We start from the raw sequence: 25820 nt of genomic DNA on the forward strand, positions 1-25820 counted from the left end.
GCTGGCGCGACAGCCGAGGTGGGACTACTACCTACCCGGAGCAGGTCGACGATCCCCTGCTGGACGATCGAAACAACCATCCAAAATGCGGGCGACCTCAATGTCGGACATGGGTTCGCTCGACCAGTAGCATGGCGATTCGGCAGGTCACAGAGAGCCACGAGAGAGGACAGGTGTCGGTGTCACAGACGTCTGGGAGGCCGACTCCGAAGCCAACGCCTCCACCCGCGCAGCAACGGTGGTTCCAGGAGCGCCCCTCCCCGTATCCGTGGGAGCAGGACGGCCTTGACCACATCCGGAAGCTGATGCCACGCGCCGAGCCATACCGAGCGTGGGCCACCTTCTCCTTCACCGCTGCCTCCAGCCGTATCAACGAATGCGATCTGCTGATCGCGGTCCCAGGCGGCCTCTACCTGGTCGAGCTCAAAGGACACCCGGGCAACGTCGTCAACAACGGTGAGACCTGGAGCTTCGGTTCGCCGGGCACACATCGAGTGCGCACCATGCGCAATCCCCTGCATTTGACCGATCTGAAGTCGAAGGAGCTCAAAGGCAGGCTGGATTGGGCGGCCAAGCAGCTCGGTATCAGTCTGCGAGTACCGCGAGTCGAGCCGGCGGTGTTCTTGTCGGCTCCGGGCCTGCATTCCGCACTCGACGATGTCCAGAGCACAAGGGTCTATAGCCGCGACGACAACTCGACCGGCCTGCCCTGGATCTGGCGAGATCTGCTCTCCCGACCGCCGCAGCGTGAGTCGCAGCGAGTCACCCCGGAGTTCTCCCGGCAGCTGCCCAAGCTGCTGGCCAAGATCGGCCTGGGTGTCTCGACAGCGCACCTGCGGTTCGGTGACGATTGGACGTTGCAACCGGACCCTCTCGACGCGGGAACCACCTGGGAAGATCGACTCGCCTCACGTAAGGGCCTTGTGCTCGAAGAGGGGCGCGTCCGGATCTACCTCACTTCGCAGCAAGCCACTGAAGAACAGCGTCAGTCGGTGGAGCGCGCCGCACGACGCGAGTACCAGGTGCTCCAGGGCATCACTCATCGCGGCATTGCGCAGGCAGTACAGATCGGCAATCACCAGGGTGGTCCTGCGATCCTCTTTCGTCACCGTGCGACGGATGTCCGATTGGACTCCTACCTCGCGGTCTACAGCGAAACGCTGAGCCCGGAGGTCCGTCTCGATCTGGTGCGGCAACTGGCTGAAGCCATCCGCTATGCGCACAGCAGGTCGCTTTACCACCGCACGCTCGCGGCTCGCTCGATCTACGTCACAGCCAAGGACGACGGTTCGTCGCCGGTGTTGCGGATCATCGACTGGCAGGCCGCCGCACGAGACTTCGACACCACCGGCATGTCGTCAATCGGCAACACCTCGCTACCGGGAGAGCACGTAGGGGACGCCGCGGAGGTCTACCTGGCACCGGAGTTCGACACACCGTTCGCCGACCCAGTGGATCTCGACGTCTTCGGCCTGGGATCGCTGTCTTACCTCATCATTACCGGCCAGCCGCCGGCCACCCGCCGGACCGGCTTGATCGAGCGGTTGACAGCGGAGCGAGGACTGCATCCCTACGCCGTATCAGATTCTGTCTCCGACGCACTCGACGAGCTGATCTTCCACGCCACCCGCACCGATATCGCCGACAGGCTGGACTCGGCGGACGCGTTCCTCGACGGCCTCGACCGGGTCGAGCAGGACTCCCCCGCTCCCGAAGTCGCCACGCCGAGCATCGACCCGTTGACCGCGATGCCCGGGCAAATCCTCGACGGCGACTGGAGTGTCGAGCGAGTGCTGGGCACTGGCGCCACAGCGCGCGCACTGCTGGTGGCCAGGACACTCGAAGACGACCACGGCGAACCACATCAGGAACGCAAGGTCTTCAAGATCGCGCTCGACGAGAACAAGGCAGAGCGGCTCCATGCTGAGGCCGGCGCGCTCGCGCTGGTCGGTGGCGGCGTGGTGATACGGCTGCTGGCCGAACCCCGCATCCTCGGTGGACGGACGGTCCTCGAACTCGAATACGCAGGCGGCGAGGATCTGGCGGGACGTACCCTGGGGGCGCGGCTGCGCGCTGAGGGGCAACTGACCTACCACGAGTTGGAGCGCTTCGGTAACGACCTGCTGACAGCGCTGGATCAGCTGGCCGCCAAGGGCGTGCGACACCGCGACCTGAAACCGGACAATTTCGGAGTCTTCCAACGAGCCGACCGGGTCAAGCAGCTCATGCTGTTCGACTTCTCGCTCGCCAATGTCTCCGAGCGGGACATCAAGGCCGGGACCCGCGGCTACCTCGACCCGTTGCTCGGGACAGTGCGTCGTCCCTCGTTCGACGACCACGCCGAGCGCTACGCCGCTGCCGTCACGCTGCACGAGATGGCCTCCGCGGTCCGGCCGATCTGGGGCGACGGCATGACCGACCCGCGAACGACTACGGATGAGACGCCGACCATCGCGGCGGAACTGTTCGAGCCGGCGTTGCGGGACGGCCTGACCAAGTTCTTCTTGAGAGCCTTCCACCGCGACGTAGACCATCGGTTCGACACGTTCCGGCAAATGGAGGACGCCTGGCGAGCCGTGTTCACCTCCGCGGACGCCGACACGCCGGTGACCACCCCAGCGACCGTCGGTCTCGAAGCCGAGTCTTTGGCGGAGATCCGGGACGCACACGCCGCGGCCGCGAAACTGGACACCGCGTTGGAGGCCGCGGGGCTCTCACCTCGCGCGGTGGCGGTCGCGCGTGGATTCGAAGCGACGACCGTAGGCGAGCTGCTAGGCGTACCGCTGCACAAGATCGCTAAGGCCCGCGGTGCCGGCGCCCTCGCCCGCAAAGAACTGAACAGGCGACACAAGCAGTGGAGTGCCACTCTCCTGCAGAGCGGATCCCAGGCTGCAAGGAAGTCGGCGGACAGCGCCGAGGAGGTAGCCTCCGGTGGGCCTTTCTCAGTCGACGACCTGGCTGCGCTGCTCACACCCAAGCCTGGTCGGAAAGGGTCGAAGAAGTCCGACACCATCCGGCTAACTCTGGGTTTGCCCAGCGACAACGGCGACGTCCCAGACCAGCTGGACATCTGGCCCACTCAATCCGAGGTGGCGAAGAAGCTGGCTATTACGCAGGCGTCGGTCTCGCGTCATCAGCAAGCCGCCGCCGCGGAGTGGGCAGGACAGTTGTGGATGCGTCCGCTTCGCGACGAGCTGGTGGATGCGGTCTGCTCGGCAGGCCGCGTGATGACCGCGTCCGAGCTGGCAGCGGCTGTCCGGACTCGCCGTGGCGCTCCGGCGAGCACCCCTGAGCAGGCCGTCGCCCGCGCGCTCGCCGCTGTCCGAGCTGCAGTGGAAACGGAGATCTGGATAGGGCTCAAGGCGGAAGACGACGAAAGCGACCCGCGCCTCGCCGTGCTGCGACGCGGACACCGGGTTCTGATCGTGGCCGAATCCATGCCTGGCACCGACGACCCGAGCGCTCCGGAACTCGCCGACTATGCACTCGAACTGGGCCGGAAAGCCGATGAACTGGCAAAACTCGAACCGCTGCCTGGCCGCGGTGTGGTCATCCGTGAACTACGGGCCATCACACCGCCGATCGGTCTCCCACCGATGGCGGACACGCGGCTTGTCGAACTCGCCGCAGCAGTCTCGCAGGGCGCGGCAGCATCACCTCGGCTCGAGGTATACCCCCGTGAACTGGATCTGACCCGAGCGTTCCGCATCTCCCAGGCGGCCGCGGGTGTGCGCCGCGACACCGGCATCACCGTGGACGATCTGCTGGCGAAGGTCCGTGCTCGGTTCCCTGAACTGTTACCGGGCCGGCAGCCGACGTACGTCCAGATCGAGGAAGCGCTGAAGGCCGCGGGCGTGCCATTGGAATACGACACGACCAAGAAGCGGTTTCTGCCGCCCGCCTTGGAAGTCTCCCGGATCGTCACTTCGTCGAGTACGTCGCTCAGTACACACAACCGTACGGCTATAGCCGGTCTCGACCCGCAGGACGTCCTGACCCGCAAACTTGCGTCCGCCGTCGAGCGCGGCGGTTTCCTGGCATTGACATTGCGAGGGCGCCACTTGCCCGGCGCCGCGGACGTGATCTCGGCTCAGAACACTGTGCGCCCAGTGGACCTCAACGATCTGTTCCTCCAAGAGTTCCGTGCGCTGGCGGCCGAGCGCTCGCAGGACTGGCAGAAGGTGCTCACCATCGACGCCAGGTTCGACGCCACTGGGCAGATGTCCCGCGGGCTCTCCGTCTACGTCCGTGACACGTGGGCCCGGGTCGAACAGCAGCTCGACTCGCTCGGCAGCGAGGGCCCAACGGTCCTTTTCCTGTACAACGCCGGGATGTTCGGCCGTTACTACGAAGCAGGTGGCCAACCGCTGCTCGCTCGTTTGCAGAACGCGGCTCGCCTGCCCTCAACCACACCTCACGGACTATGGCTGCTCTGCCCGGCGGACTCCGCTGTGGGCGCCCCCCAAATCGACGGCAAGACAGTCGAGATCCTCACCGAGTCCGAGCGCGTCGTACTGACCGGCGAGTTTCTGGCGAAGCTGCGCGGCGAACCCGAGAGCGCGGCATGAACGATCAACACGGAAAGGGGACGGCAGTGGCCGCCCAAAATTTCGACCTGGCGGAACTCGTCAAGGACCTGCGCAAGCAAGTCACTCTGCTGGAAGACGACCTGCGCGCCCGTAGCGAGGAAGTCGAAGAGTCCGCGACTGCCCTGCGCACGGAGTACGACGAAGCCTTCGCCGCGAAGCGGATCGCCGCGACCTATGAAGCTTGGCGGGACGACCGGGTCACGCAGGTGGCTGCCGCATGGGTGCTGGGCACGGTGTTCGTCCGGTACTGCGAGGACAACGATCTGATCGAGTGGCCGTTCATCGCCGGTCCTGGCGAGAAGCTGATCGATGCCGAGGAGCGGCACGAGAAGTTCTTCCGTGAGCATCCTGAGCTGAACGACCGGGACTGGATCATCGAGGCGTTCAACCATCTGGCGGGGACGAACCCGACGGTGGCTGGGTTGTTCGACAGGCAGCACAACCCGCTGTGGGAGATCATGCCTTCGTTCGAGGCTGCGACCTCGCTACTGGGTTTCTGGCGTCGACGAGGCGACAATGGCGAAATCCGGTACGACTTCACCGGTTCGGATACACGATTCCTCGGTGATCTGTACCAGGACCTGTCAGAGCATGCCCGCAAAACCTTCGCTCTGTTGCAGACGCCTGAGTTTGTAGAGGAATTCATACTCGACTTGACCCTGGAACCGGCCGTCGAGGAGTTCGGCCTCAAGAGCCTGCGTACCATCGATCCCGCTTGCGGTTCTGGCCACTTTCTGCTCGGGATCTTCCACAGGTTATTGGACGCCTGGCGAGCGGCAGAACCGGGAACTAACGACTGGGAGCTGATCAAGCGCGCACTGGAATCGGTTCACGGGTGCGACAAAAACCCGTTCGCGGTCTCGATTGCGCGCTTTCGGCTGATGATTGCAGCGATGCAGGCGGCCGGGGCGCAGCAGCTCAACGAGACGCGACGGTTCCCGCTCAACATCGCAGTCGGCGACTCGCTGATGCACGGTGAAGGCGTGAAGAATGAGCAGGCTGATCTGTTTGCATCTGAGGATGCATATACGTACCGTACCGAAGATGTCGGCGAGTTCATCCGTTCCTGCGAACTACTCAAGACTTCCAGCTACCACGTGGTGGTAGGTAACCCGCCCTACATAACGGTAAAAGACAAGCAGGAGAACGCGAACTACCGCGAGCGATACAGCACTTGCTCGGGCACCTACGCGTTGTCAGTTCCTTTCGCGCAACGGCTGTTTCAACTCGCGATTCGCGGGGACGGTAGCGAGCGAGACGCCGGATTCGTTGGCCAGATCACTGCGAACTCGTTTATGAAGCGCGAGTTCGGCAAGAAGCTGATCGAAGAATTCTTCCCGACCATCCACTTGACGCACGTAATCGACACTTCAGGTGCCTATATCCCGGGACACGGTACACCCACTGCGATCCTGGTCGGTCGCAACCACATCGGCCGACCTCACCAAGCGATACGTGCCGTGCTTGGCATTCGCGGGGAACCATCACAGCCAGAGAACCCAACGAAGGGGCTCGTGTGGTCAGCGATTGTTGAACAAGTTGACAAACTGGACAGTGAATCCGAGTGGGTCTCTACGGACAACATTGATAGGTCCGTTTTCGGCGTGTATCCTTGGTCGCTAAGCGGCGGCGGTTCCGCGACGGTCGTCTCCGCTATCGAGGAAAATGCGACGCGGCTAGGAATTCGCGCCACGAGTATCGGACGAACCACCGCAACGGGTGCCGACGAAGCATATTTTCTCCCCAATCAACAGACTGCTCAACGCCTGGGCGAACTTGCTCAAACTCGAGATCTTGTGACCGGAGAGTCAGTCCGCGATTTTCGGTTTACGAGCACAGTTCGAGTCCGAAACCCTTATGTCAACCAACAACAAACTTCTTTTGTTCCCGAGTCGGATCAACCCGCCGCACGCAGTCTTTGGCCCTATCGAAACCTGCTGTCTAAGCGAATAATATTCGGCAAGAATGTCATTGAAAATGGATTTCCATGGTATTGTCATCTTGAAAATTATTCAAGCAAGCTAAAGTCCAGGAAAGGAATAAGCTTTGCGTTCGTCGCAACCCATAACCACTTTGTATACGATCGAAACGGACTTCTGTTTAACCGAACTGCCCCGGTCATAAAACTTCCAGAGGAGGCGACTGAAGACGACCACTTGGCGCTACTCGGAGTGCTTAACTCTTCCACGGCATGCTTCTGGATGAAGCAAGTTAGTCACAGCAAAGGCAACGCCACAGCGGCGAGCGGGATGCCCGACCAGCCGTGGTCATGGAACTGGGAATTCACTGGCACGAAAATGCTAGAATTTCCTTTACCCGGAAGTCTCCCGCTTGAGCTTAGTCGAGTGATTGACAATCTTTCGCTGCAGCTCGCTACACATGAGCCCTTGGCATTGATCGATTCCGGGGCGCCAACCCGGGGCCGTAACGACATTGCAAGGAAGGGGTACGAGCACATTCGGCAGCAGATGACCGCACTACAGGAAGAGCTCGATTGGAAAGTTTACGGCGCCTACGCGCTACTCAACACAGCCGAGCTCGCCAAGGTTACCGCATCCGATTTAGACAATATTCCTAAGATCAAGCCAGGTGAGCGCGCGTTCGAAATTATTCTTGCTCGCGAACTGAAGGCGGCTACAACCTCTACTCGATGGTTCAGCCATCACGGACATTGTCCTGTAACTAACATCCCCAGCCATTGGCCGGAGTGGTACCAGCGAATCGTCCAAGCACGGATCGACATCATCGAGAAACGCAAGGACATCGCGCTTATCGAGCGTCCAGAATGCAAACGACGCTGGGCAACCCAGCCGTGGGAAAAGAAGGAAGCCGAAGCGCTCCGCACCTGGCTCCTCGACCGCTGCGAAATCAAGGACATCTGGTTCACCCTCCGCGACGGTATGAAGCAACCCCGCACTCTCACCATCAGCCAGCTCGCTGACCAGTTCCGCGACGACGCCAACATGAACAGCGTCGCCCAGCTCTACGCCGCCGATCACCTCGGCAAACGCGATCTCACGTTGGCGCAGGTACTCGAGCAGGTCGTCGCCGATCAGCACGTTCCCTACCTCGCAGCCATGCGCTACAAGGACACCGGCTTGCGCAAGCGCGAGCAGTGGGAGCGCGTCTGGGAGATGCAGCGCGAGGAGGACCGAACCGGCGAGCGGCTGGACATCCCCGTGCCGCCGAAGTACGGGAACCCTGACTTCCGCAAGACCAGCTACTGGTCGCAGCGCGGCAAGCTCGACGTGCCCAAGGAACGGTTCATCTCCTACCCCGACGCCAATCCGGAAGCGGACCCGACCCTGCTGCTCGGCTGGGCAGGCTGGGATCACAAGGATCAGGCGCAGGCGCTGGTCAATATCGTTAACGACCGCGTCGAGCAGGCCGGCTGGGGCACGGACAAGCTGACGCCGCTGCTGGCCGGGCTACGCGAGCTGATGCCGTGGGTGCACCAGTGGCATGGCGAGTACGACGACGCGTGGGGCGGGACGCCTGCCGAGGAGTATCAAACGTTCCTCGACGACCAACGCGCCAAGCAACAACTGACCGAGGACGACCTCCGCACTTGGCGCCCCGTCGCCGGCAAGCGGAGCCGACGAGCCACGACGAAGGATGATCAGCAGTGAGCACGACCGAGAAGTATCTTCGGGACGTCATCCAGCTCCCCGAGTCGGTGCACGCGGGCGACTTTAAGGTTGAGCTGTCCGGTGGGTTCACCGAGACCGCGGCACGGCTCGATGAGTACGTCGTCACCGACCAGCTGCGGCAGGCGTTCAGCAAGTCGCTCTCGATCGTTCAGGCGGCGGTTCGCGACAACACCCCGCACGCCGCCTACCTGCATGGTTCGTTCGGATCCGGTAAGAGTCACTTCCTGACCGTTCTGCACGCGATCCTGAACAACGATCCCGCCGCGCGAGCCAAGCCCGGTCTGCAGTCAGTGATCGCGGACAATGACAGCTGGTTGCGCGGCAAGAAATTCCTGATGGTGCCGTATCACCTGGTCGGTGCGACGGACATCGACTCGGCGCTGCTCGGCGGGTACGTCTCCACCATCCGCAAGCTCCACCCCGGGCAAGCCACTCCCCCGGTCTACCGTGCCGACGCCATGTTGGCGGATGCACGACGCCAGCGCGAATTCCTCGACAACGACGCCAAGTTTTCCGAATGGCTGGGTACTGGCAGTCCTTCGAGCACCGACGATGACATCGACGATCTCGAGGTCGCCGAAGAGATCGGGGCAGCCGGCTGGACGACAACCGAGCTGGATCAGGCATTCGCCGCACCGGCTGGCGACCGCGTGCGCGATGCACTCGTGTCTGCGCTGTTGACCGGGCCGATGTCGTCCTACGTCCGTGGTGCCAGCGGGGACGCAGAAGCGTTCATCCCGCTGGAAGACGGACTCGCGGTCATCAGCAGGCATGCCAAACAGCTCGGCTACGACGGGTTGATCCTGTTCCTCGACGAGTTGATCCTATGGCTCCAAGCTCACATGTCCGACCAGAAGTTCCTGGACAATCAGGTCAGCAAGCTCGTCAAGCTGATCGAATCCGGCGAAGGCCAGCGGGCACTTCCGATGGTCTCCTTCATCTCTCGTCAGCGTGACCTGTCCAAATTGATCGGCGACGACGTCACCGGCGCTGACGTGAAGAACCTCGAAGCGCATGTGGAGTACCTCGCCGGCCGGTTCGACGTGGTCAGCCTCGAAGATCGCAACCTTCCCGCGATCATCAAGGAGCGTGTGCTCAAGCCCATCCCTCCTGACGGCGCCTCCGCATTGGACGAGGCCTTTGCTGGGATCTCTTCGGTCAAAGCCGCGGACAAGGACGTACTTCTCGACTCCGCCGGTGCGACCGGCGCCACCTGGGCTGACTTCCGCGATGTTTACCCGCTCTCTCCTGCGCTGCTGAACGTACTCGTGGCACTGTCCGGAGCGCTGCAGCGCGAACGCACTGGTCTCAAGCTGTTGCAAGAGATGCTGTACCGACGCCGCGGGGACATGAAACTGGGCCAGCTCATCCCGTTGGGTGATCTGTGGGACGTGCTGGCGGACGGCACGGGTGAAGCCTTCACCGACCGGCTACGCAGAGAAGCCGAGGCCGCACAACGCTTCCACGTCAAGGTCCGCACGCACCTCCTGGAGAAGTACGGCAGCGAGAGCGATTCGCGGTTCATCGCCGACGATCGATTCGTCAAGACGCTACTGCTGGCCGCGCTCGCGCCCAATGTGCCCGCGCTGGCCCGGCTCAACGGCAACAGGCTGGCCGCGCTGAATCACGGCTCGATTCGGTCAAGGACTGTCGCGGCGGGTTCGATGGTGGTCAGCAGGCTACGGGAACTTCAGGCCGAGTTCGGTGAGCTGAGGTCCGACGGTGACGAAGACCCGGTGTTCACCCTGCATCTGTCCGATTTGGATGTCGAGCCCCTGCTGGACTTGGTGGGCGAGCAGGACTCTCTGGGTGCCCGCCGAATCTGGGTCAAGAATCAGCTGTGGTCGGCGTTGGGCGTTCGCGACACCGGCGACTTCGTGTGCGAGCGGGAGATCGTCTGGAAGGGGACTCGCCGCACCGCCGAGTTCGTCTTCGCGAATGTCCGCGATGGCGACGATTTACCCGACCTTCAGTTCACGCCGGGTGTACCGGGTCGGATCAGGTTCATCCTGGACTATCCGTTCGATGGCCACGAACGCACACCACGCGAGGACGCCGCACGGGTGTCCAAGCTGCAGCGCAGCGGGCTCGAAGCGGCGACCATCGTCTGGTTGCCGCACTTCCTGTCAAGTCAGAAGTCCTCTCAGCTCGGACGGCTCCTCAAGATCACGCACCTCCTCGAGCGCGATCGGCTGCAGGACTATGCCGCGAACCTTCCCGCGGACGACCGCATCCGGGTACAGAACCAACTCCAAGCCCAACGCGCGAACCTCACGTCCCAGCTGACCGCGGCGCTGCAGCAGCTCTACGGCATTTCCCGGGCAGACGATTCCACTGTGGGTGCCCAGGTCGGCGACGAAGGGCACGTGCTGTCGCTGTTCCCCGGGCATACCCCGCAACTCGCCGGTGGCGCAAGCTTTGATTACAACGCCCTTCACCTAGCTGATGGCCTGTTCAACAAGGTTTACCCAAATCACCCGAACTTCGATCCAGCCGGCAGCCGCAAAGCGATCACCAGCGGCGAGTTGCGGACGGTGCTTGGCTGGATCACCAAGGCCATGGAAGACGGCCAACGCCGCGTCGTTGTCGACCGTAACCAGCTCACGCTAGTGAAGCGGATTGTGCACCCACTGGAGCTGGGTGAGGTCAGCGATGGTCCGCTCAACCTTTCCACCGAATGGCGCAGGCGAATCGAGCAGTACGCCGCCCAGCAGGGAGTCACCGGAGACTTCAGCGCGGAAGACATCCGGCGCTGGATCGGTGAACTCGGCTACACCGGACTCGACAAGCTGGTCAGCAACCTGATCATCGCCACCTACGCGCTACTGTCCGACCGGGCGTGGATGTACCACGGTTCGCCCCTGCCGGGGGTACCCGAACTGGACAAGATCAGCACCGGGTACGCGCTGCGGGCTCAGGAACTGCCCACGGAGGCAGAATTCGCCGCAGCTCGCGAAAGAGCAGCGAAGCTGTTCGGCGTGCACGTGCCTGACGTCCTCTTCGCACGCAATGTGAATCGGTTGGCGACCGATGTCCAGCGCAAGGTGACCGAAGCGGAGCCTGCGGTCAACGGCGTGTGGCGATCCCTGGACAAGCACGCTTCCGCGCTGGGCACCGACGCCACCACACCGAGTTCTCGGCAGCGAAGCGCGCGAGATGCCGCAGATCTCCTTGCGCGTCTTTCCCGCACTCACGACGCCACTCCGCTCGTAAGGGAACTGGCTGCGGCGACCTATGCGGTGAGTGAGCAGGTACTCGGTACCGCGATCTCCTCCGCACCGCAGGTGCTCCGCGCACTCGAAGCGGTCGACTGGTCGCTCTTGGAATCCGTCCGCGGGTTCACGGGGCACGCAGCACTCGGTGACCGGGCCGAGCGGTTGATCAGGGAGGTGACCAGTGCCGCGAGCGACGACGAGTTCACTGTCCAGCTCGCGCCTGTGCTGGACGGGATTCGTGAGCGAGCGGTGGCGTTGATCAGCGAGGCGGGACGACTCGTACGCGCGGCGGACCCTGTACCGGCACCTGTCAAGACCGTCGAACCCGAACACGCGACCTCGGCTTCGGACATCAACCTGACCCAACAGGGTTCGCCTTCCGTATCCGGCCAGGCAGCGACACAAGCAGCGTTTGGCGTTCGTCCGAGATCACATCGGGTCCGAGCGGGCGTAGTGGAAGCGGAACTCGCCAGGATCATCAGCGAGGTCCAGGGAGAGATCGCAGGCTACGCTGAGCATCACCCAGGTATGGAAATCGAGATCACCTGGCACGCCCTGCACGCCGACGAGGAGAACAGCTGATGGCAGCTGTCCCCGAGCTCAATCGGCGTGTCATCGAGGCGTTACTGCAGTCGGAGTTGCCCTCTGCACCAGAGCGGCGGCTGGTGCTCGTGCACGGCCGATACGACGCACTGTCTCCCGCGGAGTTCAACCTCAAGCTCGCGGGCGCGACGCGCCGTGTCCACGTCACGGATCAACCGTCCGTGTTGGGCATCGCCGAGGCGTGGCAGCACCATCAGAAGGCACTTCCCTCCAGCGACGACGTTCTTGTGGTGACTACCGCAGTCGATGACGCGCACCTTGGTTGGGACTTGCGGGCATATGCGCTGCGTCGCGGCATTCGCAGCGTCGATCGAGCGGAAATCGTCAAACAGCGGTTCGGTGCGGCCGATATCGATCCGCGTATCCGACGGGAACCGTGGCTGGTCGATGCCTTGCTGGACGCGGAGCCGACCAGCGGTTGGCGGCGCAGCGGTTCCGTGCTCACGAGAGATGCGGCGGTCCGTGCGCTCATCGGAGCGCGGTTGGGGGGTGACGAACTCGGCGAAGGCACCCTCGATATGGATGGGTTGCTGGCTTGGTCCCAACGGGCAGGTGGCCCCGAACGGTTCGCTGAGCTTCCCCCGGCGGAGCAGGACGGGCTCACGAATTGGCTCGGTGACGTGATCGGCGGCGCGGCGACGGTGGTGCTCGGGCTCGCGAGGATCGGGCGAGCGGCCGACGCCATGGCGCTGGGGGTCATCGGCACGGTGACAACCGGACCGATGGCCTCGGCGGATTCAGCAGTCGCGTTCGGTGCGCTCCTTGGTGGTCCGCAGTTCTCCGGAGCGCACCGACGGGCCTTTATCGAGGCTGTCGAAGGAACCTTGGAACGATGGGTCGCCGAAGCCGAGAACTCTGGACCGTCCGCGGGGCATGCCCGAAGCCGGGTAGTCGATCTCGTCCGGCGCGCCGACGACCTCGCGGCAGGTACAGAACTGGCTGAGGCTTTGGCCGAGAACCGGTTCGTCCCGACCGGACTGCAAGCCCGGCTGCGTTCGCTGGCTACTGCCTTGTCCGGCGCACCCACGATTCGATCAGTGGCGGCAGCCGAAGCCGCCCTCGTTTCGGTACGCGGCCACGCGCTTGCCCGGCTTTACCCGGAGCGGCTATTGGCAGCCGAAATGGCCGTCCGGGTACAACGCTGGCTGGCCGCTCCTGTACCGACTATCGAGTCCGTCGCCTCAGGGATCGACGCACAGTTTGCCGATTGGGGCTGGGTCGATCGCGCGCTGAGCGCGCTCTGGCTCGGCGATTCGTCGGCCGACCTCATTATCAGCCGAGCGTACCGAGCAGTCTATAAAGCCGGAGTGGCCCGGCGGGACTCACTCGACGAGACCTTTGCCCAGCGGCTCAGCTTGTGGACCACGGGAGCAACCACCCAAGCGCCGGGCGGCTGTCTGCTGATCGAAGATGTCATGGACACGATCGCACGGCCCCTACTGACGGGGCAGGCTCCACTGATCATCGTGCTGGACGGGATGAGCAGCGCTGTAGCCGTTGAACTGGCTGAACAACTCGCCGGACGAACCTGGACAGAAGCATCTCCGAAGGCAGGCCGTCGGTCCGCGGCGGTAGCGGCGATCCCCTCCGTGACGCGTGCGAGTCGAGCCAGCCTGCTGACCGGCGGGTTGACGACAGGCGACCAAGCCACCGAGAAGGACGGTTTCGCGTCGTTGTGGCGTAAACATCACCGTGACGGCGCGCTGTTCCACAAGGGCGAGATCGCAGGGCAAGCCGGTCACCGCTTGTCCGAACCTTTGATCACTGCCCTCGCCGAAGACGTAGTGGTGGGAGTTGTCCTCAATACCATCGATGACGCGCTCGATCACGGGCGCGAAGGTGATCGAGTCGGATGGCGGCCGGCCGACATCACCTATCTGCCTGAGTTACTGGACGCGGCGCGCAGCTATCGCCGTCCAGTCGTGCTGGTGTCCGACCATGGGCATGTCCTGGAACGTTCGGCTTCAGGTGAAGGGCCGCTGTCTGCTGAGGGCGTCGAGTCCGCCCGATGGCGCACGGGCACAGCAGGGTTTGGCGAGGTCGAACTCGCAGGCCCGCGGGTGCTCTACGGGAATGGACGCGTAGTCGCCCCGTGGAACGCAAGCATCCGTTACACGCCAAGGAAGTCTGGGTATCACGGGGGCGCATCGCTAGCCGAGATGACGGTTCCTGTGCTGGTTCTCCTTCCTTCCGCCGAGCTGCTGCCGAAGGGGTGGTCGGTGCTACCACCCGAGTCGACCGCGCCACTGTGGTGGGCACAGCGGCGCGCTGAAGAGACGACGACCAGTCGGGCGCCGAGCCGTAGGGCGACGACCAAGCCAAAGCCCGCGAGCCCTGCGTCATTGTTCGAGGTAGAGGTGGGAACGCCGAAGAGCCTCGGAGCGCTCGTAGTCGAAACTGACTTGTACACGACACAGCGCGCCTTCGTCCGCAAGCCACCGAACAAGTCAGACATCGCGGCTGTGATCGACGCGCTCGTCGCTGCGGACAACACCATTTCTCTGACTGCCGCGGCAGCAGCGGGTGGCCGAGCTGGGCGCAGCCCTGAGGGCTTTGCCACCATTTTGCAACGTCTGCTCAATGTCGAAGGATACCCCGTTTTGTCCGTTGTGGACGGTGGCCAGAATCTTAGGCTCAATCTTGAGCTTCTTCGAGTACAGTTCAAGATCGGATCAGCATGACCGGGCCAGTCAGCGAAGCGCGACGTCGTGCCGTCATCGACGCACTACGCCGAGGCACCGTCCCGCAGTCCGGGCTGGATCTCCTGGCTGTCGGGCTGGACCGCTTCACCCCGTCCAGCGACGACGACCTGGCCACGGTCGCCCGAGGTGGTGCAGCATTTCATGCAGTACGCGGCGACTACGGATCTGGTAAAACGTTCTTCGCCCGCTGGCTCGCCGAACGGGCAAAACGCGCGGGCCTGGCCGTATCGGAAATCCAGATATCGGAGACCGAGACTCCGCTTCACCGGCTTGAGACGGTCTACCGTCGATTGACAGAACGCCTGAGCACCGCGACGCATCAACCCAGCGCGTTACGTCCGATCGTCGATTCGTGGTTCTACACGCTCGAAGAAGAGGTCCTGGACGCTGGCGAAGTGGAGGCGTCCGATTCCGGCGCTCTCGCGACCGCCGTCGATGTGCTGATGGAACAGCGTCTTGCCGAAGTGGCCAGAACGACGCCGGCATTCTCAGCCGCCCTGCGTGGATATCGGCACGCTCAGTTGGCCGGTGATGCCGCCACTTCGGAGGCTCTCATCGCGTGGCTCGGCGGCCAGCGGTCAGTTGCAGCCGCGGCGCGACGCAGCGCAGGAGTGCGCGGCGAGCTTGACCATTATGCCGCGCTCGGGTTCTTGCAGGGACTACTGACCGTCTTGAAAGACTGCGGACACCCTGGACTGCTGGTAGTCCTCGACGAGATCGAGACCCTGCAACGGGTGCGCGGCGACGTTCGGGAGAAGGGGCTCAACGCGCTGCGCCAGCTTCTGGACGAGATCGATGCTGGGCGTTTTCCTGGGCTGTTTTTGATCATCACAGGAACCCCTGCCTTCTACGACGGTCAGCAGGGAGTGCAGCGGCTACCACCGCTCGCGCAGCGTTTGGCCACTGATTTCACCACGGACCCGCAATTCGACTCGCCGCGAGCGGTGCAGCTGCGACTACTCGGCTTCGATCTCGACCGGCTCAGTGAACTCGGACGCAAGGTGCGTGACCTCTACAGCGGGGTAGCGCGAGACCCGATACGGATCTCCTCGGTCGTCGATGATGCGTACATCGCCGAACTCGCAACCGCCATCACAGGTGGCCTTGGCGGCAAAGTAGGCGTTGCGCCCCGAATCTTCCTCCGCAAGTTGGTGGCGGACGTGCTGGATCGCGTCGACGATCACCCCGGTTTCGACCCCCGCAAGCACTATGCGTTGACACTGACAGATAACGAACTCAACGACGTAGAACGAAACGCGGCAGCGTCGAGCGCGAACGACGTCGAGCTGGATCTCCCATGAGCGTCGACCGGTTGCATCCGGTGATCGCACATCACCTGGTCAACAGCCTCGGCTGGCGATCACTCCGTCCACTTCAACGCGACGCAGTGGTCCCCCTGCTTGAAGGCAGTGATGCACTGTGTCTGGCCCCGACAGCAGGCGGCAAGACCGAATCGGCTTGCTTTCCGCTGCTGACGGCGATGGAAGAGCAGCAGTGGTACGGCCTGTCGGTCGTGTATGTCTGTCCGCTCAAGGCACTTCTGAACAACCTCCTCCCCCGTTTGGAGACCTATGCTGCGTGGCTCGGGCGTAGCGTGGCCGTGTGGCACGGCGACGTGGCCGCCGGCACTCGGCGGCGAATCTTGCGTGAGCCGCCGGACATCTTGTTGACCACCCCGGAGTCACTCGAGTCGATGCTGGTGAGTGCCAACGTCGATCATCACGAACTCTTCTCCGGACTTCGCGCAGTGGTGGTTGACGAAGTGCACGCGTTCGCCGGTGATGATCGGGGCTGGCATCTCCTAGCGGTCCTGGAACGGCTGACTCGTATCGCTGGACGCCCACTTCAGCGTGTTGGCCTCTCGGCAACGGTGGGTAATCCCGCTGAGCTGCTGGAGTGGCTGCAGGGTTCGGGTCGCAGCCGACGTCCTGCTGTCGTGATCGCACCTGATCTGGTCGTCACGACCAAACCGCCTCCGGGCGACATCGAACTGGACTACGTGGGCTCGGTGGACAACGCAGCCACCGTCATCACGGCGTTGCACCGTGGCGAGAAGCGTCTCGTCTTCTGTGATTCGCGTGTGTTGGTGGAGCAGCTCGGGGCCGCGCTGCGCTCGCGAGGTGTGACCACCTTTCTCTCCCATGCGTCTCTCTCCAAGGACGAACGCCTCAGGGCAGAGCAAGCGTTCGCCGAGGCACGAGACTGTGTCATCGTGTCCACTTCCACTCTCGAGTTGGGCATCGACGTCGGCGATTTGGACCGCGTGATCCAGATCAACGCTCCGCGCACGGTGTCGTCGTTCCTGCAACGTCTAGGCCGCACAGGCCGCCGGGCGGGGGCCTCGCGCAATTGTCTGTTCCTCGCGCTCGACGAGTGGCAATTGCTCTGGGCCGCGGGCCTGCTTCGGCTATGGGGCAACGGTTACATCGAGCCAGTGACGGCCCCGCCGGAACCGCGCCACATTGTCGCGCAGCAAGTACTGGCGGTCTGTTTGCAGGAGAACAAGATCGGCAGGAAACTCTGGCATCAGGAGTGGAACAATCTCGCTCCCTTCGATCAAGGCAGCGGCCCGATCATGCGCTACCTCGTCGACGAAGGGTTCATCGAGCGAGACGGGGAGCTATTCTTTATCGGACCCCAAGCTGAACAGCGCTTCGGCCGCCGACACTTCATGGACATGATGGCGGTGTTCACCGCGCCACCACAGTTCACCGTGCTCGCGGGAAGGCAGGAGATCGGGCAGACCGACCCTTCGCTGCTCACCGATAAGGTCGAAGGACCGCGGTTACTGCTTTTGGCCGGACGTAGCTGGCGTGTGACCTGGATCGATTGGAAACGCAAACGCTGTTTCGTCGAAGCAGCGGACAGTGGTGGCCGGGCTCGATGGCACGCCCCAGGCGCTGGCGGCGCCAGCTTCGCATTGTCCCGCTCCGTAAGAGACGTACTACTCGGAGAAGACCCGCCTGTCAAGCTCACCCAACGCGCACACCGTGTACTCGCCGAAACACGTGACGAGCGCGGGCTAGCCGCCCACCCTGCCGGTACAGTCGTTTCGCGCAATGGCATGGACATCCGATGGTGGACTTGGGCCGGCTACCGTGCCAACGCGACGCTGGCAGCGACGCTGGGGGGACTCACCGACGAGAAGCAACGGTTCGACGACGTATCCATTCGCCTCCGGACTGATCTCACGTCCGAGATCTGGCGAACGGGGTTCTCTTCCGCGTCCTCTCAACTCAGCCTTCCCGAAGTCGACGAACGAGCTCTTGCGGGTTTGAAGTTCAACGAGGCGCTATCAGAGCGCCTGGCCATCGCGACTCTCTCCGCTCGACTAGCCGACCTCGACGCGGCGTCGGCAGTGCTGAGCGAACCGGCCAGATTTGTCGTTCGAGGTCAGTGACCTGATTAGCCGTGCACAGAACGCCGCCAACCGAACTGCGTGTACCGGCCTCTAGTTCGGCCAAGCCTTCACTGCGTTGATGAAATATCTAAATACTCATGTGGTGGGCCACGCGCAGGCGCAGGCAGGTAAATCCTCGCTCATCGAAGCTGTGAGCGTACATTCGGTGCCGGTCTGGTAAGGGCGTCGCGATACAGATTCCAGCGCGTCTGTCCCCGGGGCCATCCAGCTACTCGGGTACCAGCAAGCCTTCCTCGCCGCGAGCGACCTCATTTTGTCATGCACCCATAGTTTCGAACTGTTTGCGCTCAGTAGCATCGAAGCTTGCTTCGATCGCCGAGCCAGGGCGAGCCTCCACAATCCAAGCAAGTCACCTCCGCAGCGGAAGAAATCCTTGTCCTTCACCCGATAGTGTGGAAGTTGTCTAGACTTCCAGGTAGGCAACTTCGATCACTCAAGGACGCGAAACGTGAAGACACTCTGACTATCCGTAACCGCGACACGGACTCCGGTTCAGAAAGGTCGGACCTGCTTGCACCCGACTGAACCGCCCTAGCCAGGCCGGCATCTCGTCCGGCCAGACGACGGACAGACGACGGACAGACGACGGATAGACGACGGATAGACGAGCGTTACAGATCTTCGAGAAACCCTGGTGGAATGGCTCAAAGCAGCTCAGCAAAGAACAAGTGGAAGCCGATAGAAGCCTATTGGCCGGCCCGAGAGTTCCTCCGGGACAGCGGCAGGCTGATTCCGGTGATCGAGCAATGTTACGCCGAAGCACATCCCGTCGGAAAAGCACCTGGCGAAGGAGAGGTGACGTCATGGAGGGAAAGCGTGTACTGGCTGGCGTCCATGCTGGATCGCCTCGGCCTCGACCAGGTCTGGATGTTCGTAGAGTATCGCGTCACCCCGGAAATGAATCCCATTGACGTCGTCCTTGCAGGCTGCCACCCGGATGGTCATCCCAGCTACGCAACCATCGAACTGAAGCAATGGAGCAAGGTCACACGCCCGACGCCTGACGTTCCTCATGGCCTGTGCGCGACCTGCCGCCGAGCAGGAACCGTATTTATGTGCGCTCGGTGTACCCTCGACAAGGTGTACCTAGACGATTATGGGAAACACAAGAAACATCCGGCAGTGCAAGTATATGAAAACATGCTCGCACTCAAAGTTCACCACAGCATCTTCGATGACCGCTACGTAAACCTTGTTGGCGCTTCATATCTGCACAATCTCAAGAATCAGGAATCTCAATGGGTCAAGAATGTTTATCCCCACCCTGGGATACCGACGTTCACGGCTCGCTTCCCATCCGAGCTTGAGGAGTTTCTCAAGGGCAACTTCAGCAGCGAATCGGGCACAAAAGCAGCCGAAGGCCTACTTGAACAGCGCCGCTCCTCTTCCCTGATCGAGCCAGATGTCGGGGCGATTGTGAATGGACACACACGGTTCAGCCTCGTGGAGAATCAGCTGACCGCTGTGAACAGAGTGACTGAGGCGCTTGACGAGACGTCGAGTGCTGGCGCCAAAAAGGCCTTCGTCATCAGCGGCCGCGCTGGCAGCGGGAAATCCCTGGTTGGGCTCACCCTGCTCGGCCAAGCGCTCAGCGCCGGGCGCAAAGCCTGCTATGTATCCGGTGGAGTCGCGTCACGCGAGACATTCAAACGTGCCTCCGAAGGGAGGCGTACCGCCTTCACCACGCTGAACAATATCGCCGATAACCGAAAGTCAGACGAACTGGATCTAATTCTCTGCGATGAGGCACACAGGCTGACAGAGCGACCAATGAAGGGCTCGTACTCCATGAGGCCCGGCGAGTCGTCGGTATCGGTGATCGTGACACGAGCGAAGGTGCCGGTATTTTTCATAGACGGTGATCAGCGCTTGTTTTCCGACGAAGTCTGGTCACCTGAAGCACTCATCGACGAACTCCAGCAACTCGGCGTGGAGATCGTGCCGATCACTCTGGATCGCGTGCTCCGCGCTGTCGGCAGTACGACCTACGACACATGGGTTCGGCACTTGCTCGCCGGCGACCCACTTCCGTGGAAGCCCGATGGCGGGGACGACCCTGAGCCGTTCCAGCTCTTCTACTCCGACAGGCCCGCAGTCATGGAACGGTTCCTGCGAGAAAAGGAGAATTCAGGAAGAACTGCTCGGATGTGCGCCGGCATCTGCTGGAAGTGGGAGGACCGGAGCGGAACCGTCCCGGAGGTCAACCCGGAACCGGGCTGGGCACGCCCGTGGAACGCTGGTGACCAGCACAACACTCCCGGAATACCAAAACGAAGGTACTGGGCCACCGAATCCGGCGGGTTCGGACAGATCGGCTGCGTCCACACCGCACAAGGCCTCGAGTACGAGTGGGGTGGCGTGATCATGGGGCCCGATCTCACCTGGAATGGCGATCGCTGGGAAGTTCACCGCGAGCACGTGCTGAGCAAGGCCAGCAGGATCCGTGCGGACGATGACCTCGCACGCGCGATCCGCAACGCGTACGGGGTGCTCATGAATCGTTCGATCCGCGGTACCGTGCTCTACTCGGTCGACCCGGTTACGAGAAGACTCTTCGCTGATCTCGGCGTTCAGAAGCTGTGACAAACAGAACCGTACGGAGTGTGTGCTTGTGTCGTCGAACGCCCCGTTGAGATGCTAGGTAGCGAGCTCAAGTGAAGCGACAAGCGACGTGGCCCACCATCGCCCCGCGAGCCTTGGCGATAGAGCCCGCGCCAGCTCCAGATCGCCTCCGCCGGGCTGAGTGGAAGCGGTCTCTGACACGCCCGAAGTTGTAGTGTAGGTCTGCATCCACCTGCGGTTTGCCTTCTGGATCATCAGGGAGTCAATTCCGCCGCCCGCGGGGGCGTACGACGCCTATCCAGCCGAGCAGTTGAGCCAAGGCGGAACTTCGACGCATGCGCCATGAGATCGATGACCGTGCTGCGGGCTAGTGGCGACCTTGCGATCACCACGGTAGCGCGATGAGATATCAGCTCGCCCGTGTCAGAGGCGGGCGATCGATGGTCAGCTAGAAGCGGGGCCGCGGCGTGTCGGTGAAACGAAACCGCGGTGACCACCGACGGAATGTTCATGATCCAGCGAGGATATTTCCGAGGTACCACCCGATGACCGCGGCGGCACATGCCCAGGTCGCGGGTCCTGCGTGGTGCGAACCAGGCCTGGACCTCAGCGGAGGCCGCTACCCCCTTTCGGTCGAATCATCGGTGATGGGCATGGTCGACACGTTGGTGCCCGGCGTCTCGACGCTGACCAGGCTGGTGCGCTACTACTCGCTCTATTGGGCGCTAGCGGATATCGCAGGACGGAGAGGCTGGGACGCCGAAAAGTGCCAGACGGTCCTGCGATGTTCCGAGGTCGCGCTAGCTCTCGTCTCACGCGGCAATGAGATCGCCGCGCACGGTGGCGACCGGGTCGCGTCGTTGCTGGACAGTGGTCGGGTCGATGAGCTTGCCGAACTGGGTCGCGGCTCCTATTCGCCTCGGGCCTGGGGCTTCTGGTCGCAGTACAGCGGACCCAGTGCCGTCATGGGAACAGTTGCGGTCGAGGACGGCGCACTACGTCCTGGTCGTCGCGACTGTCCAGTGGCCGTGCGGCAGATGTATGCGCCTCTGCTCGCGACTGCGGCCGATCGTCCGATTCGGCCGGAGGAAGCCATCGACCTGGCCGAAGTCGCCATGGACGCGACCGGAACTGCGGATCTGGGACCACTGCGAGACCTCTTCACCGCCACCCGCGACGGACTTCACCTTCCCGCTGACTGGACGGGTGACGATCGCACCCGCCGCTCGACGCTGCGGATCCTTGCCAGATCGGCACAACTCGAGCCGACGGCTTCGACCTGGTCGGATGCGTTGTATCTCAGCGTCGCTTACGGCGGCCGCATCAGTACCGACCCTGTGCTGGGCGGAGAGCAACGAGCATCGGCTTGGCGGGGAACCCTTCTCCGGAGGCTGTCCGTCGGTGCCTGGCGGCGGCTCTGGGCCGAGTTGGTCAGTGAGGTCAGTATGAACGGCTCGGCAACGAAGGATGACCTCCATGAGTGGATCTCGGCGGAGGCGACCGCGGTGACCGTGCAGGACTTTGTCGCGAGCTGGCCTGCTCTGGTCGATGACGAGAACGAACCGAGCCCAGCCGAGCAACAACTATGGGCCGAACATCCGCCGGTCCTGGCAGATCTCGCCGTGTTGCTGGCCGGTGGACGGCGTAAAGAGCAGCTCACCGGGCGCAGCCGTGCCGCCTTCCTCGGCCGATATCCCGAGCGGAAGCAGTTCCTGGATCCGAATTGGGTGGCGAACCGGCACCGCGAACACGCGAGTGGCACCATGGCCGAGCTCGCTCGTTCCTTGGTCGACGACATGCTCGCGCAATCCCGCCGAGTCGCGCTGCGCAAGCTCAAGTTCGACACCCATGGCCGGATGAAGCTGTTCACCAAGCTGCACGAGCGGAATGGCCGGTACTACGCGGTCGGCGCGGAGGGCGCGGGCAACGTCGGACTACGGGTCGAACAGCTAGAGTTCATGGCCGGGCAACTGGGATTCACCGAGCCGAGCGGCGACCGCCTCGTAATCACACCGCTGGCCGAGACATTGCTGGATCTTCACACATGAGCCAAACAGACTTCCAGTTCCATTCACCGCTTTCGCTCCTGCACGAGTGGGAAGACCGTACGGACGGCGCGCCGCTGCGCGAGTTCCTCGTCACCGGCTTCACCCTCGATCTGGTCTTCTTCGAACGCCACTGCGCCTCCATCGCACGCGCACTGGGCGCCAGGATCACGGTGCTCGGCGACGCTGCCCAGGCCGTCCACGAAGCCGTCGACGTGCGGCACGCCGGCAGGAGCTATCAACACGGTCAGGTGAACTGCGGTGGAGCGTTTCACCCGAAGCTCGTCGTCCTTGCCGGCGACGACGAGGTCTGGGTAGCCATCGGATCAGGTAACCCGACCATGTCCGGCTGGGGCCACAACCACGAGTTGTGGCTCGTGATTCGGGCTTCCCGCCGAACGGGGCCACGGGCACTGCATGATCTCGGCGCCTGGCTCGCCGACCTGCCACGAGTCGTTGATATGGCGTCCTGGATCGGCGACACCGTGGCGTTCATCGGGGAGTGGATCACGCCGTCCGAGATCGACGACGCCCTGCCAGAAGTCCGGGTATTCGGTAACCTTCGACGCTCGCTGATCGACCAGCTTCCGACGGGCCCCGTGGATTCGTTGCGGATGACCGCGCCGTTCTTCGACGCGCGTGCCCGCGCGGTAGAGGCGCTGATCGGGCGGATGCGCCCCGACGAACTCTCCGTAGCGCTCCAGGAAAGCCTTTCCCAGTACTGCGGGAAAGCCCTGCTGGAAGCCACGGCCTCCGTGCCACGAACCGATTTCTCTTTTCTCGACGAGAACCGAACCCGGCATGGCAAACTCGTGGAATGGAGGGTCGGCGGTACGACGACGGCCATGACCGGCAGCGCGAACCTCAGCGCCGCAGCACTGCTCACGACCACGGTCGACGGTGGCAACTGCGAACTCGTGACCACGGCCCCGATCCCCGCGTCGCTCTTGCCCTGGGAAGCACCAGTAGATCGGTCCACGCTCAGTCAAAAGGACACGATCCCTGACGACCTGCGCACTGACCCCGCCGTGGCGCTCGTCGTCCTGGGCGCGCGACGAGTCCAGCACACGATCACCGTCGAGCTGATGACCACCACCCATGAGCCGATCACCCTTGAGTCCTCCCCCGACGGCTCCCCAGACACGTGGACGGCCCTGCACGTCTTCACCCCTGGCGGTTCCACTGTCCAAAGGGTGCAGTTCATCGCGCCGGAACAGCTCGGTGGCGCCGTTCGTGCCAAGACCCGGGTGAAAGACCAGCAGGTCGTCTCACCGGTCGTCTTCCTCACCGATACGGTTCGGTGCCGCCCTCGCGCGGACACTCCAGACCAGCCGCGGATGACCTTCGTCGGCGACGACGACACCGTTCTCACCGACAAGGTCCTGGCAGGCCGGTTCAACGCCGATCTGCTCCGGCTCCTCGGTCATGTGCAGGAGCACAAGGCGGCCACCGCCACGGCACCCCTTCGCTCAGCGGCAGTCACGGCATCGGCCGCGGACTCCGACGATCGTTGGGGTATCTGGCTGGAATCCGTGGAACGTAGCCTAGGTCCCCACCTCACGGGTGTGCTTTTCCCCGGCGCCCTCGTCAGTCCCGGTACCACGACAGCCGAGTGGGCGGTCGGCCCCGAAGCCAACGATTCGGAGATCGCCGAGGGAGAGTCCGACGAGACGATCGATGATCTGGCCGATACCCCAGCCGAGTCTCGCCGCACCGCGCCGGACATTCCCACATCGCAGAGGAGTCAATATCGAGCATGGGCGCGCCGCTGGACGAAGGCGGCGACGGCCGTTCCCCGGCCCCCCTTGGAACTGCGCATGCTCGTCGCCCGCACCTACTTGGTCCTCCTCGCCGCGTCAGTCTGGGGCACGGACGAAGACTGGAGACCGGAACTTCGCGACCTCACGTGCTCACTCGTCCCCGACGCCGACGAACAGTCGAGTATCCCAGGACAAGCACTGGACTTCTTGAGCTCACTGATCTCCGCATGCTTGGCCCTATTACTTCAGGACGCCACACTGCACGGTGGTGGCGAATACGACGTCATCGCGAAGTCGGCTTGGGCGGACACAGCAGAACTGGTGGCCTACGCAGACCCGGAGCTCGCGTACGAATACCTCTACGCCCCGGGCAAGCCCTATGCACGGGTCCCCACGTGGAGCGAGGTGAAAGGCGTGATCGACCTCGCCGCGACCGCAGCCGACGATCCGCATGCGGAGGATCGTGCCGCGTTGGAGCAAGAAGACCTCCCCGCCGAAATGCAGGACGGTGTATGGGTCATCGACGGCACGTTCCGCAACCCCCGACGTGTTGCGGCATGGGCCGCGACTCTCGTGCGTACACCGTCCGCGGTACTCGCCCGCAACGAGCACAAGACCACCGTGCTCCTCAGAGAAGGCAGAACGCTCGCCATCGCCGAATCCACCGCGCCCCGATGGCGCGTGTACGAACTGGGCCCCATGAGCACTCCACTCTCCGTGTTGGCCGGCGACGACGGTCTTCCCCAGGGAGGAAAGACCTATCCCCTTGAACCAGTACCGACACAGGTCCACGCACTGGCCGAGTCCATACCTGTCAACCATCAGCTTCTCGTGGCGGCACTGCAGGCATACCGACGCGGTCTCACCGGGAGCAACCCGCACAGCAGGTAGGCACGACGAGATCACCCCAACCCGCGCATACACGGAGGTACTCACTTACCGGCTACCACTACAGTCACGTAATCTGGAGGCGTGTGGTTAGTGAGCAACTCGCCCCTCGGACACCGCTTTAGGTGAGATCTCACCAGTTGCGAGAACCTTCACTCAACTCTACCGAGTGAAGGTTTCTTCTTTTTCAGCGGTGGGCGGCCCGGCAGCACGACGCGGGCGAACAGCCCGACAACGGATGCGATCCGCGGCGACCGGCCACGCGAGGCCAGGCCAGGTAGTATCGCCAGCCAGGTAGGCGGCCCCGTCGAAGTATCCAGCCAGCCCGAAGCTGATCGACCGAGTAGGTACGCACACTCGTAAACGGTGAACTCGGCACGCCGAT

Annotated in this window: 9 protein-coding genes; all 9 read left to right on the top strand. The window is 63.1% G+C overall.

Annotation, left to right across the window (positions count from 1 at the left end; translation table 11 throughout):
• Positions 1–131: 131 nt before the first annotated feature.
• The 9 genes from pglW to BLW75_RS07225 all read left to right on the top strand — a co-directional run bounded on the left by pglW (position 132) and on the right by BLW75_RS07225 (position 25438).
• The gene (gene pglW / locus BLW75_RS07185) at positions 132–4568 is read left to right on the top strand and encodes a BREX system serine/threonine kinase PglW (protein ID WP_091597006.1); all 4437 of its coding nucleotides are present in this window, start codon (positions 132–134) and stop codon (positions 4566–4568) included.
• A complete protein-coding gene (pglX, locus tag BLW75_RS07190) occupies positions 4565–8218 on the top strand; it encodes a BREX-2 system adenine-specific DNA-methyltransferase PglX (protein WP_091597009.1) in 3654 nt (1217 codons plus the stop codon). Before pglW ends, pglX begins: the two co-directional genes overlap by 4 nt.
• Positions 8215–12036, top strand: a complete 3822-nt coding sequence (locus BLW75_RS07195) for a BREX-2 system ATPase PglY family protein (RefSeq protein ID WP_034307025.1) — start codon at positions 8215–8217, stop codon at positions 12034–12036. Before pglX ends, BLW75_RS07195 begins: the two co-directional genes overlap by 4 nt.
• Entirely contained in the window at positions 12036–14738 is a 2703-nt protein-coding gene (gene pglZ / locus BLW75_RS07200) for a BREX-2 system phosphatase PglZ (RefSeq protein ID WP_034307028.1), read from the top strand. The genes BLW75_RS07195 and pglZ overlap by 1 nt, the downstream gene beginning before the upstream one ends.
• Positions 14735–16060, top strand: a complete 1326-nt coding sequence (brxD, locus tag BLW75_RS07205; RefSeq protein ID WP_034307030.1) for a BREX system ATP-binding protein BrxD — start codon at positions 14735–14737, stop codon at positions 16058–16060. The genes pglZ and brxD overlap by 4 nt, the downstream gene beginning before the upstream one ends.
• Positions 16057–18159 (top strand): DEAD/DEAH box helicase, encoded by a 2103-nt coding sequence (locus tag BLW75_RS07210; RefSeq protein WP_034307032.1) that lies wholly within the window; start codon positions 16057–16059, stop codon positions 18157–18159. Before brxD ends, BLW75_RS07210 begins: the two co-directional genes overlap by 4 nt.
• A gap of 660 nt (positions 18160–18819) precedes the next feature.
• Positions 18820–20763 (top strand): DNA/RNA helicase domain-containing protein, encoded by a 1944-nt coding sequence (locus BLW75_RS07215; RefSeq protein WP_034307035.1) that lies wholly within the window; start codon positions 18820–18822, stop codon positions 20761–20763.
• Between the two features lie 524 nt (positions 20764–21287).
• The gene (locus BLW75_RS07220) at positions 21288–22790 is read left to right on the top strand and encodes a hypothetical protein (protein ID WP_167373480.1); all 1503 of its coding nucleotides are present in this window, start codon (positions 21288–21290) and stop codon (positions 22788–22790) included.
• Positions 22787–25438 (top strand): phospholipase D-like domain-containing protein, encoded by a 2652-nt coding sequence (locus tag BLW75_RS07225; protein ID WP_091597015.1) that lies wholly within the window; start codon positions 22787–22789, stop codon positions 25436–25438. Before BLW75_RS07220 ends, BLW75_RS07225 begins: the two co-directional genes overlap by 4 nt.
• Positions 25439–25820: the final 382 nt, after the last annotated feature.

This window comes from Amycolatopsis lurida (assembly GCF_900105055.1).
GTDB lineage: Bacteria > Actinomycetota > Actinomycetes > Mycobacteriales > Pseudonocardiaceae > Amycolatopsis > Amycolatopsis lurida.

Excerpts from the sequence above, each read along its gene's own strand:
- pglX (WP_091597009.1), top strand. The coding sequence starts at position 4,565 with ATGAACGATCAACACGGAAAGGGGACGGCAGTGGCCGCCCAAAATTTC.
- brxD (WP_034307030.1), top strand. The coding sequence starts at position 14,735 with ATGACCGGGCCAGTCAGCGAAGCGCGACGTCGTGCCGTCATCGACGCA.
- BLW75_RS07220 (WP_167373480.1), top strand. The coding sequence starts at position 21,288 with ATGACCGCGGCGGCACATGCCCAGGTCGCGGGTCCTGCGTGGTGCGAA.
- BLW75_RS07225 (WP_091597015.1), top strand. The coding sequence starts at position 22,787 with ATGAGCCAAACAGACTTCCAGTTCCATTCACCGCTTTCGCTCCTGCAC.
- pglZ (WP_034307028.1), top strand. The coding sequence starts at position 12,036 with ATGGCAGCTGTCCCCGAGCTCAATCGGCGTGTCATCGAGGCGTTACTG.
- BLW75_RS07215 (WP_034307035.1), top strand. The coding sequence starts at position 18,820 with ATGGCTCAAAGCAGCTCAGCAAAGAACAAGTGGAAGCCGATAGAAGCC.
- BLW75_RS07210 (WP_034307032.1), top strand. The coding sequence starts at position 16,057 with ATGAGCGTCGACCGGTTGCATCCGGTGATCGCACATCACCTGGTCAAC.
- pglW (WP_091597006.1), top strand. The coding sequence starts at position 132 with ATGGCGATTCGGCAGGTCACAGAGAGCCACGAGAGAGGACAGGTGTCG.